This window comes from Fructobacillus evanidus, from assembly GCF_963580165.1.
In the GTDB taxonomy this organism is placed as follows: Bacteria; Bacillota; Bacilli; order Lactobacillales; family Lactobacillaceae; genus Fructobacillus; species Fructobacillus evanidus.
In genome coordinates this window covers 15199-29481 of the sequence record NZ_CAUZLM010000010.1, presented here as the reverse complement: position 1 = coordinate 29481, position 14283 = coordinate 15199, and the positions used below count along the sequence as shown (strand labels likewise).

Here is a 14283-nt window from a genome sequence, read left to right as displayed (position 1 = left end):
AATGACCTGCCTAGTGTATTCAACTTGAATGAATTTTAAATAGCATTACTTGCGATGTGCGTATGTCAAATCCAATGCCAATCCGGCAGGATTTGTCACAACACCCTTGACGTTTGAACGTTGCAAAGCATCACCCTTCCATGAGTACAATGGGTTAATGTTTGCATCACTCATCAATGCTGCTTCTGCTGCCTTCCAGTCAGCGTCACGAGCAGATGGGTTGTTAGCGTCTTGGCCTTCGGCCTTGGCTACAGCGTCAGTATATGCTTGGTTCTTAAATTGACCGAAGTTCATACCAGTGTCTGGTGCCTTAAACATATCGTAGAAGGTTGAACCGTCTTGGTAATCACCAGTCCAATTTGTTGCCATAATATCAAAGTTTCCGTTGTTAGCATCTTGCAAACGTTGCTTGAATGGCACAATCTTCTCAGTGATTGAGATTTGGTCACCAAACGTTGATTCGTAAGCTTGCTTCAAGTAATCAACGGTGCTCTTAGCAATTGGGCTATCAGCATCCGTTTCAAGGGTAACACTCATCTTACCCTTGTTAACTTCCTTGATTCCTTCAGCAAAGAGTTGCTTTGCCTTTTCCTTATCGTAAGTGTAACCAGGAGCAACGTAAGTTGACAAATCTTCACCGTTAGCAGCCTTAACCAAATTATTTGAAACCAAACTCTTAGCGGCATCACGTGCACCACCAGTTGCTTGAGATGCCAAATCCTTACGGTTAGTTGCCAAGTTCAAGGCTTCGCGAATCTTTTCGTTTGCCAAGAATGGGTTCTTAGCTTCGTTATAAACAAGATAAGTTGATGCAGCCAAAGCAGAAGACTTAACATCCTTATTGTTCTTGTTAGCTGCATACATTTCTGCAGAATTAGTAATAGCAGCACGATCAAGCTTACCCTGCTTGTACATCTTAATAGCTGTTTCAGGGTTCTTAATAACTTGCCAGTTAACTGTCTTAGTCTTAACGTTCTTAGCATCCCAGTAATCTGGGTTCTTAACCATCTTGAACTTGTTGTTCGTTCCGTTCCAGTCCTCTAACTTGTAAGGACCTGAGTAAATCTGAGTCTTAGAAGAAGTTCCATACTTTGAACCTTGTTCCTTAACAAAGGATTCCTTCTGCGGTGCAAACTGAGCAAAACTCAACAGGTACTTGAATTGTGCCATTGGCTTTTCCAAAGTGAAAGTCAAAGTATTGCCATCGGCCTTAACACCCAAATCAGAAACTGGCTTCTTACCAGCCACGATGTCATCAGCATTCTTCACACCTGATGTCAGGTATGAATATTGTGAGGCAGTCTTTGGATCAGCAATTCGCTGCCAAGTATAAACAAAGTCCTTGGCAGTCAACGAAGAGCCGTCAGACCACTTCAAACCTGAACGCAACTGAACGGTATAAGTCAAACCGTCTGATGAGACGCTGTATGACTTAGCCAAATCAGGAACTGGGTTACCCTTTGCGTTCACACGCAACAAGTTTGATTCCGTGTTTCCCAAAATCGTATTTGAGTTTACATCAGTACTCTTTGAAATATCCAACGTTTGAATTTCAGCTGCTAATCCGTAGTTCAAAGTTGATTTATCGTCTGCAGGGCTTGTGCCCCACCAGCCTGCAGCTCGAGATCCCCCAACTGCGGCCAAAACAACGACTGCCGCAACAGTCCATTTCTGCCATCGTTTCATGATGCTTCCTCCTCGGTACAACTTAATGTTTGTTTAATCTTATCAGACAAACACACCGTTTTCAAATAATTTTTTAATAAAAACGATTATTTTGTTGCTTCGAGGCTTATTTTACCGCTTAAAATGCTCATTTTGCCTGTATTTGTTATTTTTCCTAACATCAAAAAAAGAATGATTTTGTTAACAAAATCATCCTTTTGGTGTTTATTATTCACTTTTATCTGCTTTATTCCGGATTTTCCTTGTAGGACAAAGCGGCCACATTCAAAGTTTGGTCAGCTAAATCCTTCGTAAAGGAAACTTCGTGGGAAACGATAATGGCATTACCAGGGAATGCCTTAATCGCCTTATACAAAGCTTGTTTCGTTTCTTCATCCAAGTGATTCGTCGGCTCATCGAGGATTAAGAAGTTCGAAGGCTTCATTTCCATAATGGCCAGCTTAACCTTCGTCTGCTCCCCTCCGGAAAGCTGGAACAACGGCTTTTGCGCATTTTCGGCATTAATGCCGGCTCCTGCCAATCGTTGCCGCAATTCCTTTGGCAAAATCGTTGGGAAGAGGTCCTGCATCGCCTGCAATGGCGTCTGCTGGTCGTTATCCCAGTCCAAGTCCTGGTCAAAATAATTAACTACGGCTGACGGTGAAAATTCCACCTGACCGCCAAGAGAAGGAATTTCACCCAAAATCGACTTGATCAACGTTGACTTTCCTGCCCCGTTGAAACCAGCGAAGACAATCTTCTTTTCCGTTGTCAACGAGAATGACACGGGTTCCAAAATTGCCTGGTCATACCCAACTGACAAATCAGTCACGGTCAAAGCGGCCGCCGACTGGGAGTTGACGTATGGGAAATTAAACTTAGCCTTCAGGTTTTCTGAAGGTGGATCAACCTTATCCATCCGGGCCAGCATTTTTTCACGTGACTTCGCCTGCTTTGAGGTTGATGCCCGCGCCTTGTTTTTGGCAATAAACTTTTCAGCCTTAGCAATCTCAACCTGTTGCTTCTCGTACTGACGCATCTGCTGCTCAGAGCGTTCTTCCTTTTGGCGCATCGCCTTTTGGAAAGAACCACGATACTTGGTAATCTTACCAAAGGAAACATCAGCAATCGCGTTGGTCACCTTATCCAAGAAATCAAAATCGTGCGAAATAATCATGGCTGCGCCTTCAAAGCCCTGCAAAAAGCCTTCCAACCATTCGATATGTGAAACATCCAAATAGTTGGTGGGCTCATCAAGGATAATGACATCGTCATTTTCCAAGAGCAACTTGGCCAAAATAACCTTAGCACGCTGACCACCGGACATATGTTCCAGTTCGCGGTCACGACCGATGGCTTCCAAGCCCAAACCGGAAATAACCCGTTCGATTTCGGTATCGACGTCGTAAAAACCAGCAGCGTCCAGTTCCTCTTGCAAGCGTCCTGCTCGTTCAAGTAGCTTATCATCGGCGGTAGCGGCGTACTTTTCGTACAATTCCGTTGCGCGATCCTGCTTATCATAGAGGTCCTTGTAGGCCGTATGCAAGAAATCAACCAGGGTCATCCCCTCTGGAATTTCTGCATACTGGTCCAAGTAGCCAATTTTCAGGTTTTTCGCCCAATCAATTCGACCCGACAGTGGCAATACTTGCCCCGTCAAAATCCGAATCAAAGTTGACTTACCAGCCCCGTTTTGACCGACAATCCCCATGTGTTCACCGGCTTGCAATTCCAAGTCAGCATCGTCATATAATGTTTTTTCTGCGTAGGCCATTGAGAGCCCACTTACTTCTAATAATGCCATAAGATTTAGTTTACCACACTTTGCCATTACAAGCATGGCCAAGGCCCCCTCTTTGGGCTATACTGGATAAAAGAACATAACAAATCACTATTCCTTGTTATTATAACGCGAACCTGTTTCTTGGAGAATCAAAGTAAATGAAAGCTCGTAAACTTAACTATAAAGAAATTCCCGCACAAGACCCCAACCGTGCCTTTCGTTTTTGGCGCGACGTCTTCGACCTTCCTCAAAGCGGGGCCCAAACGGACCGTATCTTAGTTGTTGACCATGAAGATCTCACTTTTATTCAGGGCCAACCTAAAGCTGATTTTGAACTCTTGGTCCGTGACCATCTATCGGAGTTAAAAAAACACCTAGCCAATAATTTTGTTGTCATCGAAAAAGAAGAAGAACGTTTTAACAATAAAGTTGCGGTGACAGTTAAGGATTCCGAGGGTAACACCGTAGTCATTGAGGCTAACGCCTGATGTAGCATCAATAAGCTCACTAAAAAAATATTGAAAATATCTATTTATTTTTGCCAAAAAGCTTGCCCAACTGTCATAACCATGGTATACTATTTTTTGTTGTTTAAGACAACTCCATGGTTAGTTAGCTCAGTTGGTAGAGCAACGGACTCTTAATCCGTGGGTCCAGGGTTCGAGCCCCTGACTGACCACTACAGTAATCCTTGAGGAATTCCTCAAGGATTTTTTTATGACTTAAAAATCAGTTACTCAGACACCAAAAAAGCTAATGACACCAGAAAAGGTGTCATTAGCTTTTTTAATTACTTATACTTGTCGGTAAACATAATAAGCAAGGCTACCGCCATTGGCGTTCGCCGTGTAATTATAGGCTGCATCGTAATTCCATTCCTGAACAGCCGTACCCGTTTGACCACCCGTTACGTAATTAACGGAAATGGCACGGGCATTTGGATCATTAGAAACAATAATTTGAACGTGACCGGCAGATCCGCCTGAGGCACCCTGCTGACCCCAAATCACGATATCACCACGCTGCGCGTCCCATGGCGTATTCGTTGAAATCAGTTGATAACCATTTTGTTCCAAATAACCATGCAAAGAGTCCGTGTTGTACAGGTAAGCAGGCTTGGATGCGCCCGCCTCATACAAGGCTTCCGTCATCGCACCAGAACAATCAGCCGTGCCATCGGCACCATCACGTGATCCCGTCATTGAATAGGTTAACTTGCCTTGGTGGTCATAGAACCAATTGATGACTTGTTCCGTATTAACCTTATTCGTAGTGGCCGTTGGTTGAGCTGCCGCACTGGTTGAAGCCGGTGCTTGCGAGGCAGGTGCCTGTGAAGCTGGCACCTCGGAAACAACGGTCTGAGAAGTTGAAGCTTGAGAAGCTGGTGCCTCGGAAACAGCGGTCTGAGAAGCCGGTGCCTGTGAAGCTGGTGCCTCGGAAACAACGGTCTGAGAAGCTGAAGCTTGGGAAGCCGGTGCCTCAGAAGCAACGGTCTGTGAGGCCGGTACTTGCGATGCAGCTGACTCTGAGCTAGCAGCTTCAGAAGCTGCTGTCTGTGAACCCGCTACCTGTGAAGTGGCTGCTTGCGAATTTCCACCCCGCGAAGCAACAGTCTGTGAACCTGCCGTTTGTGAAGAAACCGACTGCGAAGCAGCTGCCTGGGCTTGACTCAAAGACTGCGTCTGCGAGTTCAAATCAGCCGTTTGCGATCCGGTTACTTGCGTGGCACTTTGGCCTAACAGATTGGCTTGGTTAGTACTTACCTGTTGTGAATCTGAAACGGAAAACTTCTGACTAGTCTGAGCCTGATTTGCACTTACGGCCGCTGACTGTGAGCTAGTCACTGACAAAGATTGGCTTTCAGCAACAGACTGGGCCGCAGCGGTAGCCGCAGTTTGGCTACCTGTTTGACTATTACTTTGGCTTTGCGCTTGCGAGTTTACCTGTGAATCGGCAGCTACCTGAGCCGCATCAACAGTTGGTGCGCCCTTTTGCATCAAAACCAAATTAGACTGATCAGTTTGACCTTGGCTAGTCTGAACAACCCCAGAAGACACCAAGGCACCAGTACTTTTCAACTTTTGAATAACTTGTGCTTGGTCACCGAGACGATAACCCGAAATCAGCAATCCTTGGTCATCCAAACCTAACTGTTGTGCTGCTTGGTCGGTACTAAGACCATAGGCCTGTGCAATGACCTCTAACGTATCACCCCACTGTGCGGCATAACCATGAATATTGTTTTCTTGGCCCTGCTTTGCAACGGCGGCCTTTACTTGGTCAAGCGAATTTGCTTGCCACTGACTTTGCTGACCCGCCTGAACCTGAGTTTGTCCCTGAACTTGATCAGCACTAGCTGTCTGATTTTGGTTCAACACAGCGGCTCCAAAAACTGCACCCGTCGCCGCTAATGTCGTTGCACCAGCCGTAAACATTAATCGATGCCTGGGGGTTACGTCCTGTTTGTTGTCCGTCATATTGATTACCTCCACTTTTCTTTGTTTCAATATTTTGTGCATAGCAAACTAAATTAAATATAGTCATCCCGCAACTTCTTTGGAATAGCTTTACAATCAATCTCTGTTTAACAAAGAATGGAAAGAAAAAACTAACCCGAGCAAGATTAATAAAGTTAACTACGCAATAAACCCTCTCTCGATTTATTTTACAACATTTAATTCTATAAATGTTACAAAATCAGGTCGAAAATGGCAATACGGCTTTCTATTTTAAAATGATTTCAAACATTTCCTACATCGACCAAAATAAAAAGTGCTTATTGTCTCATCTGTTCACCACTTCTTTGGTACAAAACAGCATGATTCATCAACACTTTCTTTTACAAATTCATTGAAGAGGAATGGCCAGGACCACCCCGGTCAGGATCAATGGCAGCAATCGCTGCATTGACCGCCGCCGGTGCTTGACCAAAGCCAGTCGCAATTAAATCAACATGATTAGGGTAAGACGAAGCATCCCCAATAGCAAAGAGACCAGGCTGCTTGGTCCTAATTTGATCAGTCACAACGATTCCGGCTGAGTCCCAATCGAGGTCAACCTGCCAACCGGTATCGGCCTGCCCCTTTGTTAAGAAGCCATACTGAACAAGGAGGTTATCCACAACTAACTTTTCCTGCTGGTCCTTATCTTTGACGTGTTGCAGAGTCAATTCTAGTCTTCCATCGGCCGTTTTTTGCGCGCTTTCAACCTTTTTGGGCGTCTTCTTAATCACCTGTGTTTTCTCCAAGGCCAGCACCGCTTGCTCCAGTGCCCGGAATTGGTCCCGGCGGTGAATCAAGTAAGTTTTCTTAGCAATCGAGTCTAGTTGTTCTGCTAAATCAACCGCTGAATCGCCACCACCAAGAACTGCCACTTCCTGATTTTGATAAAAAGAGAGGTCCGGAGCAAAATAAGACAAGCCATGGTCTTCCAATTCGGCCTCGTTATTGATTTGCAATCGACGGGGCTCAAAGGCGCCCTTACCGGTTGCCAAAATCACTGACCGACCGGTCACACTCGTTTGCTCGTCATCATTAATTGTCAACTGCCAGTTTTCACCATCACGGACAATATCCGTTACTTTAGCCTCCGTTTGCACGTCAACCGGGAACTTGGCCAACTGTTCCTTGAGGCGCTCAATCAATTCACGGCCAGAAGCACCAGGAAGGCCTGCAACGTCCCAAATCTTTTTATCGGGGTAAAGCGTTTGCACCTGGCCACCAAGGTCCGTCAACGCTTCTAATAAGAGCACCTTGGTATTACGCAAGCCAGCATAAAAGGCAGCAAAGAGGCCCACCGGACCACCACCAACAATGATAATATCGTACGTTTTTTCCATTTTGATTCGCTTTCTTCGTGTTTTACTTAACAATTTTGCTATAATAAAGTGTACCCAAATTAAAGGAGAATGCGCAATGTCTCGCAAAAAAATGATTTTAGATCTCGACACTGGTATCGATGATGCCTTGGCCCTGGCTTACGCCATCGGTCATGATGACATCGATTTGATTGGGATTATTGCCACCTATGGTAATGCCCTAACCAATGTCACGGCCAAGAATTCACTTGACCTCTTAGACCTCTTAGGCGCCCATGACGTTCCCGTTTTCATTGGTGAGTCACATTCATCGACCACCACTGATTTCACCGTCATGCCAATCTCACAAGCTATTCACGGCCAAAACGGTATCGGTGATGTCGAAGTGGCAGCCTCAACGCGTTCCGTTGACAGCCAAAATGGTATCGACTTCTTAATTGAAGCTGCTCACCAGTACAAAGACGAACTGATTTACTTGCCAACTGGTCCCTTGACGAACTTGGCTAAGGCTCTTGAAAAGGACCCAAGCATTGCCAAGTTAATCGGCCAAACGACTTTGATGGGTGGTGCCTTGACGGTTCCCGGCAACGTGACACCGTTTACGGAAGCCAACATCCACCAAGACCCCGAAGCCGCCGACTATGTTTTTAAAAATCAGGAAAACCTCACTATGGTTGGCCTCGATGTCACTCTACGGACCCTTCTAACAAAGAAGCATACGCAAGAATGGCGTGACCTCGGCACAACTGCTGGTCAAAACTACGCCGACATCATGGACTACTACATCGATGCTTATTATAACTTAGATATCGATAAAAAAGGAGCCGCCCTCCACGATCCACTCGCCGTGGCGGTTGCTGTTGACCCAAGCTACGTCACCACATTGGACTTAAACATGCAGGTCACTTATGACCAAGAATCAGGTGACTACGGCCGCACAATTGGCGACAAGGCCAAGCTTTTGGAACCAACGATTTCAAAAGCTGCCGTCCTAGTTGATCAAGACCGTTTTGTCTCTGATTTTCAGCAGATGATGCTCAAGGTTCTTGCCTAACATTTTCTTACTAAACAAAAAGACTTAACCAGTGACAGGCTTAGCAGCCACTTGGTTAAGTCTTTTTTGCTGTTATTTTGACTGGTTCAGGTTGTTTGGGGGCAGGAACCGCATTTAGTCCAGTAACTCCCAATCTGCTTTTTAATCTTTGTCAGCAGCCAATTCTGCTAATTTTTGGTCAACGAGAGCCAAAACCTTTTCCTCCGCAGCGGCATCTTCTACGAAGTTAAGTTCATCACCATTAATTTGAAGCTTTGGTGAGCGGTCATACTGGTCAAACCAAGCATCATAACGGGCATTTAAGTCCGCATAGTATTGGTACAAGTCTGGGTCCTGTTCAATCTGTTCGTAAGGACGACCGCGCTTCTTAATTCGAGCCAGCATTGTATCCAAAGATACGCGAACATGGATTAATAAGTCTGGTGTCTTCGTCTTGTTTTCTTCTGACACTTCTTCCAAGACGTTATTAACCAAATCCTTATAAATATCAACTTCGGTCTGCGTTGCTCGGCCCAAATCAGCATTAAGCTGGAAGAGCAAGGCATCTTCAAAGATTGACCGATCCAAGACCGCATTCTTCTCTTGTTGCGCTTCGTGAATTTGGTCCAAACGGGTATTCAAAAAGTAAATTTGGAGCAAAAAGCTGTATTTCTTGGGATCCTGATAAAAAAGTGGCAAAATTGGGTTATTATCCACACTCTCATAGTAGGCCTGACCACCCAAATGCTTTGCTAAAATCTCTGTTAAACTGGTCTTTCCAGCACCAATTGTCCCGGCTAATACAATCATATGTTCATCGTTCTCCTCATTTATCGCTTTTTTAAGTATAGCAAAATCCCAACAGCAATTCCGCCTTCGTCGTCAACTTTTAACATAAAAAAAATCGACCAACATTTTGGTCGATTTTTGTTTTGAAACGGATAAGTGTCAGACATCTTAGGACTGCAAAGTCTGATTTAACTTGAGGGTAACCGTCTTCTTCTCAGTACCACGGTAGTAAGTCAAAGTTGTCTTGTCGCCAACCTTATGCGTGTAGAGCTGTTCACGCAAATCAGCCTGATTGGCTACTGTCTTACCGTCAATCCCAACAATAACGTCATACTTCTTCAGACCCGCCTTATCGGCCGGTGAGCCGCTGTTGACCTTATAAAGAACCACACCACCGTTAACGGTGTTTGGAATCTTCAGCGTTGACTGCTGCTCATTAACGGGAACTTGCGACAAATTAATCATCTGGATTCCAAGAGCCGGCCTTGTTACCTTGCCATCCTTGACCAGCTTATTAACAATATCAACCACCTGATCAGAAGGAATGGCAAAACCAATGCCTTCAACTGCCGTGCCGTTTGATGACGATGACAACTTCATCGAGTTAATCCCAACTACTTGTCCCGCTAAGTTAATCAAAGGACCACCTGAGTTTCCGGGATTAATAGCGGCATCGGTTTGAATAACCGTTGAACCACCATAATTTTGGCCAGAATCATCATCAGCTTGAACCAAACGCTTCGTGGCCGAGATAATTCCTTCCGTCACAGAGGAAGCGTACTGTGAACCAAGTGGGGATCCAATAGCCAGTACTTGTTGACCAACGGAGATCTTAGCAGAATCACCAAAGGAAGCGGTTGAAATCGTTGACGAGTCGGTAATTTTCAAGACGGCCAAATCAGTCAGGGCATCCTTACCGACCAGCTCCGCTGTCACCGTCTTATTATCGTTGGTAATCACCTGAAGCTTATCAGCACCGTCAATAACGTGATTGTTGGTCACAATAAAAGCTGAGCCTTCGGCCTTCTTATAGACGAAACCAGACCCTTCCGATGATTCATTATAAGTGTTGCCACTCTTTTTAAAGTTAATGACTGAGACAACGGAGTTGGCCACCTTGTTGTAAGCATTAGTGGCCGTGTCCTTGGATGTCATCGTTTTCGTCGCAATTGCCTTTGTCCGAACCGGGCTGTGCGTCACTTGATAATTTTGATAAATTTCTTGTCCAGCTAAAACAGCCCCACCACCAATTACACCGGCTAGGGCTCCAGCCAAAATTAAATTCGTTAGGTTCTTTTGCATGGTCGTCTCCAAAATTTGTTAACGCTACTATACCTGAGTGAAATTAAGCAGAAATTAAGGTCACGAAAGTCTTAATCCTCATCCCACTGTTTTTCAGTCGATAACAAATCGTCTTGCACATAATTCAGAGTCATCTTAAAAGTTGAGCCTTCATTTTCTTTGGATTCGACCCAGATGTGGCCATTAAACTTTTCGATGACTTCCTTAGAAATTGCCAAGCCCAGTCCAGTTCCACCTTGAGCCCGTGACCGCGACTTATCAACACGGAAGAAGCGGTTAAAGACCTTCTCCTGATCAGCTGCTGGAATACCCAGTCCTTGGTCTTTGATGCTAATCAACGCCTTATCTCCTGATTTTTCAAGGGAAACCGTGATTGTGCCACCATCAGGCGAATACTTAATGGCATTGTTCATCAAATTATCAATGACCTGGGTCATCTTATCGTGGTCAATATCAACCCAGAATTCTTGGTCGGTTGGGATGTGACGAACAATCTTAATCTTCCGATCCAAATTTAAGTCCTTTGACGGTGACAACAAGATCATATCAAAGCGATCCAAAATGAAATTCAACATGGTATTCAGCTGAACCAGCTCCGTCTTCACTTCCATCGTCCCCTGGTCCATCCGCGACAGCTCGAGCAAATCAGATACCATTCGCGACATCCGGTCCGTTTCATTTTGAATCACTGTCAAAAATTCGCCAAGAATCTTTGGATCTTCCTTGGCGCCTTCCTGCAACGATTCCACATAAGATGCAACCGTTGTCAATGGTGTTCGTAATTCGTGGGAGACATTTGAAACGAAGTCACGACGGTCCTGGTCAATCTTCTTTTGCTCCGTAATATCATGCAAAATCAGGACCATCGCATTAATCAAGCCCGATGGGTTCTTAATCAAAGAAACCCGGACTTCAATAATCCGCTGACCAACATCGACCGTCATTGCCCGTTGCTGTTTAATCAGGTCACGAACACTTTGATATTCAGGAAGGTCCAGTAAATCAAAAACCTGCTGACCCAGCGCTGCTTGTTCGCTAACACCAAGCAACTTGGTTGCTGCCTGGTTAATAATCGTTAACTGACCGTTCGCATTCGTCAGCAAAACCCCATCAGCCATGTGATGGAGAACCGAATGAAGGCGGTTACGTTCATTACTAATGATTTCGGTTGATTCCGCAATCCGGTTAGAAAGTGTATTAACCGAATGGGCCAATTGCGAAATTTCATCCGAACCGGAAATCGTGTTAACCATCGAATAATCACCAGCCGCAATCCGCGCTGTCTGTTTATTGATGATTTCAATTGGTCGTGTCAATGTCCGAGAAAGGATAAAGGCCAAATAGACCGAAGCTACTAACGTTAGCAAGCCGGCCAGCAAGAACAAGACCAAAATCTGACGAGCGTTGGCATAGACCTTAGCGAGACTGGCATAGACAACGACTACCCCAACAGGCTTTTCACCTGATTTACTTGGAACATTTGTTCCATTAGCATAAAGTTGCCGGGTCACTACCGCCTGCTGACCATTGCCTTGCTCACGGTCTTGAGTCCGGATTTTAAGGTAAGAATTACCGCCATCCAAAGCAATTTCACTGTTGGAATCAATTGCTTTTGGCAACAAAGACTTCTTTGTCGACTGACTGGAAACGACCTTACCAGACTTGTCGTAAACCAGGACATTTTCGACCAGGTTTGGATCAAAGTCCTTCACGGCCGTGTCCATTTTTGACCGGTTGATATTACCGGTCCCGGTATCCAGACCTTCTACAATTTTCTTCGTCACATAGGTCGGCATCGTCAGCTCCGCCTCACTGGCAATCAAATCATGTTGCTCAATTTGATGGACGAAAAAAACACCAAAGGACTCTAAAATGACAATTAAAAAAAGGACAAACACAAACGTTATTCGGAATCGAATCGATTGTAAGAGTTTAACAATGACTTTCATAATTCCTGACAACGAGTGCCCGTCCCTTCATAGTTTTTATTTATTTTGGTTCTTACCTGATGAAAGATAATAACCAACACCACGTCGTGTTCCCAACCAAACAGGGTGTGATGGTACATCTTCAATCTTTTCACGTAAACGACGAACCGTTACATCAACCGCACGAACATCGCCAAAGTAATCGTAACCCCAAACTTGGCGAAGCAAGTTTTCACGATTCATAACCTGACCAATATGCTGTGCCATATATGAAAGCAGTTCAAATTCACGGTGTGTCAATTCAAGGTCGACACCGTCTTTTGTCACCATGTAGGTCTTGGTATGAATAACCAAGTTACCCAACTGAATATCTTCCTGGTTAACCGCTGGATCATCAGACCGACTTGGTGTGTGGCGGTTACGTAAGTTCGCCTTCACTCGGGCAACCAATTCACGGTTTGAGAATGGCTTGGTGATATAATCATCTGCCCCCATTTCCAAACCAATGACTTTATCAATTTCAGAATCCTTCGCCGTCACCATGATAACTGGCGTCTTATCCTTGGCCCGAATTTGGCGCAATACTTCAATCCCTTCAACTTCGGGGAGCATTTGATCCAACAATACCAAATCAGGATTTTCTGACTTGTACAATTCCAATGCTTCGGCTCCGTCACTGGCCGTCACGACCTCGTAACCCTCTTTGACCAAGTTGAACTTGATGATATCCGAAATTGGCTTTTCGTCATCAACCACTAAAATTTTATACATAAGCGTCTCCAATTAAAACATTTTTCATTCGTTATTGTAACATAAAAAATTGGCCTTTCAGCCAATTTACGAATAATCTTCACAAAAAAAGACCACTTTTAGCATTTCAGCCAAAAGATTGTCTCTTATTAATTGCTTTATTTAACTCGCAACATCTTAGTCTTCTTGCGAACTACGACGTCGGAAACGATGCTTAAACATTGGACTAATTGCTTCATTCAATGAAACTCGACGAATGGCTTCGCCAATCAGTTCACCAACAGAGACAATTTCCAACTTATCAAACTTCTTTGAGTCTGGCAAGTTAATGGAATCCGTCACAATCACCTTGGTAAAGACGGAATTTTGCAAACGCTCCAAAGCTGGGCCTGAGAAGACAGCATGTGATGCGGCGACATAAACTTCCTTCGCACCGTGTTCCAAAACCAATTGGGCACCCTGCGTAATCGTTCCGGCCGTATCAATCATGTCATCGACCATAATGGCCGTTTTACCAGCAACATCACCAACGATTGAACCAACCTCTGCCACGTTTGGCTTCGGACGGCGCTTGTCAATTACGGCAACTGGTGCTTCTAAACCAAGCATGTTGTTCAAGTTGCGGGCACGCGTCATTCCACCATGATCGGGTGAGACAACAACGGCATTTTCCTTGTCAGCAATGCCCGTTTCAATCAAGTAATCGGCCAAAAGTGGGGCACCTTGCAAGTGATCCATTGGTAGGTCGAAGAACCCTTGAATTTGAGCAGCGTGCAAGTCCAAAGCCATCACACGGGTGGCCCCAGCACGTTCAATCATATTTGCAACCAACTTGGCCGTGATTGGCTCACGTGAACGAGCCTTCCGGTCTTGACGTGCATAACCATAGTAAGGTAAGACCACGTTAATTTGGTCAGCTGACGCCCGCTTCAAGGCATCAATCATAATCAACAATTCCATCAGATTATCGTTAACCGGTTGGGATGTTGATTGAATGACGAAGACATCTGCGCCACGGACAGATTCTTCAATGTTAATTTGCACTTCACCATCGGCAAAGCGCTTCACCGAAATGTCGCTTAATGGCACACCGACTTCAGCAGCAATTTTTTCTGCTAAGGGGTGGTTCGATGAGAGAGAAAAGAGTTTTAGGTTTGACTTAGTCATTTTTGCTACTCCAGATTAAAGAACAACGATTTCTTATATATTATAACAA

The 14283-nt window shown here is 44.8% G+C and carries 11 protein-coding genes and 1 tRNA gene; 3 read left to right on the top strand and 9 right to left on the bottom strand.

From position 1 onward, the window contains the following. Positions 1 to 45 precede the first annotated feature (45 nt). Together AABI08_RS07375 and AABI08_RS07370 are read right to left on the bottom strand one after the other, a co-directional pair. A complete protein-coding gene (locus AABI08_RS07375) occupies positions 46 to 1686 on the bottom strand; it encodes a peptide ABC transporter substrate-binding protein (protein WP_338344270.1) in 1641 nt (546 codons plus the stop codon). Between the two features lie 226 nt (positions 1687 to 1912). Further along, positions 1913 to 3469: an ABC-F family ATP-binding cassette domain-containing protein gene (locus AABI08_RS07370; RefSeq protein WP_338344272.1), complete on the bottom strand. Its 1557-nt coding sequence runs from the start codon at positions 3467 to 3469 to the stop codon at positions 1913 to 1915. Positions 3470 to 3606: 137 nt separating this feature from the next. On the opposite strand from AABI08_RS07370, the gene AABI08_RS07365 reads away from it, so the two are divergent. After that, entirely contained in the window at positions 3607 to 3936 is a 330-nt protein-coding gene (locus tag AABI08_RS07365; RefSeq protein WP_338344274.1) for a VOC family protein, read from the top strand. Positions 3937 to 4054: 118 nt separating this feature from the next. After that, a tRNA-Lys gene (locus AABI08_RS07360) sits at positions 4055 to 4127 on the top strand. Positions 4128 to 4242: 115 nt separating this feature from the next. Here AABI08_RS07360 and AABI08_RS07355 read toward each other — a convergent pair. Next, complete coding sequence (locus tag AABI08_RS07355; RefSeq protein WP_338344276.1) at positions 4243 to 5925, bottom strand: peptidoglycan amidohydrolase family protein; 1683 nt, start codon at positions 5923 to 5925, stop codon at positions 4243 to 4245. Positions 5926 to 6287: 362 nt separating this feature from the next. After that, positions 6288 to 7286, bottom strand: coding sequence for an NAD(P)/FAD-dependent oxidoreductase (locus AABI08_RS07350; RefSeq protein ID WP_338344278.1), 999 nt, complete (start codon positions 7284 to 7286; stop codon positions 6288 to 6290). Between the two features lie 76 nt (positions 7287 to 7362). Between AABI08_RS07350 and AABI08_RS07345 the strand changes: the two genes are divergently transcribed. Further along, the gene (locus tag AABI08_RS07345) at positions 7363 to 8319 is read left to right on the top strand and encodes a nucleoside hydrolase (RefSeq protein WP_248661622.1); all 957 of its coding nucleotides are present in this window, start codon (positions 7363 to 7365) and stop codon (positions 8317 to 8319) included. A 141-nt stretch (positions 8320 to 8460) separates the two neighbouring features. Here AABI08_RS07345 and AABI08_RS07340 read toward each other — a convergent pair whose 3' ends face one another. From AABI08_RS07340 to AABI08_RS07320, 5 genes are all read right to left on the bottom strand, one after another. Beyond that, on the bottom strand, positions 8461 to 9108 hold the full coding sequence (locus tag AABI08_RS07340; protein ID WP_338344283.1) for a deoxynucleoside kinase: 648 nt from the start codon (positions 9106 to 9108) through the stop codon (positions 8461 to 8463). A gap of 147 nt (positions 9109 to 9255) precedes the next feature. Continuing rightward, positions 9256 to 10389 (bottom strand): S1C family serine protease, encoded by a 1134-nt coding sequence (locus AABI08_RS07335; RefSeq protein WP_338344285.1) that lies wholly within the window; start codon positions 10387 to 10389, stop codon positions 9256 to 9258. A gap of 71 nt (positions 10390 to 10460) precedes the next feature. Then, a complete protein-coding gene (locus AABI08_RS07330) occupies positions 10461 to 12338 on the bottom strand; it encodes an ATP-binding protein (protein ID WP_338344287.1) in 1878 nt (625 codons plus the stop codon). 36 nt (positions 12339 to 12374) lie between these two features. Continuing rightward, positions 12375 to 13088 (bottom strand): response regulator YycF, encoded by a 714-nt coding sequence (yycF, locus tag AABI08_RS07325; protein ID WP_338344290.1) that lies wholly within the window; start codon positions 13086 to 13088, stop codon positions 12375 to 12377. A 156-nt stretch (positions 13089 to 13244) separates the two neighbouring features. Further along, positions 13245 to 14234: a ribose-phosphate diphosphokinase gene (locus tag AABI08_RS07320; RefSeq protein WP_059394109.1), complete on the bottom strand. Its 990-nt coding sequence runs from the start codon at positions 14232 to 14234 to the stop codon at positions 13245 to 13247. Positions 14235 to 14283: the final 49 nt, after the last annotated feature.

Excerpts from the sequence above, each read along its gene's own strand:
- AABI08_RS07345 (WP_248661622.1), top strand. The coding sequence starts at position 7,363 with ATGTCTCGCAAAAAAATGATTTTAGATCTCGACACTGGTATCGATGAT.
- AABI08_RS07335 (WP_338344285.1), bottom strand. The coding sequence starts at position 10,389 with ATGCAAAAGAACCTAACGAATTTAATTTTGGCTGGAGCCCTAGCCGGT.
- AABI08_RS07370 (WP_338344272.1), bottom strand. The coding sequence starts at position 3,469 with ATGGCATTATTAGAAGTAAGTGGGCTCTCAATGGCCTACGCAGAAAAA.
- AABI08_RS07375 (WP_338344270.1), bottom strand. The coding sequence starts at position 1,686 with ATGAAACGATGGCAGAAATGGACTGTTGCGGCAGTCGTTGTTTTGGCC.
- yycF (WP_338344290.1), bottom strand. The coding sequence starts at position 13,088 with ATGTATAAAATTTTAGTGGTTGATGACGAAAAGCCAATTTCGGATATC.
- AABI08_RS07365 (WP_338344274.1), top strand. The coding sequence starts at position 3,607 with ATGAAAGCTCGTAAACTTAACTATAAAGAAATTCCCGCACAAGACCCC.
- AABI08_RS07350 (WP_338344278.1), bottom strand. The coding sequence starts at position 7,286 with ATGGAAAAAACGTACGATATTATCATTGTTGGTGGTGGTCCGGTGGGC.
- AABI08_RS07340 (WP_338344283.1), bottom strand. The coding sequence starts at position 9,108 with ATGATTGTATTAGCCGGGACAATTGGTGCTGGAAAGACCAGTTTAACA.
- AABI08_RS07320 (WP_059394109.1), bottom strand. The coding sequence starts at position 14,234 with ATGACTAAGTCAAACCTAAAACTCTTTTCTCTCTCATCGAACCACCCC.
- AABI08_RS07355 (WP_338344276.1), bottom strand. The coding sequence starts at position 5,925 with ATGACGGACAACAAACAGGACGTAACCCCCAGGCATCGATTAATGTTT.
- AABI08_RS07330 (WP_338344287.1), bottom strand. The coding sequence starts at position 12,338 with ATGAAAGTCATTGTTAAACTCTTACAATCGATTCGATTCCGAATAACG.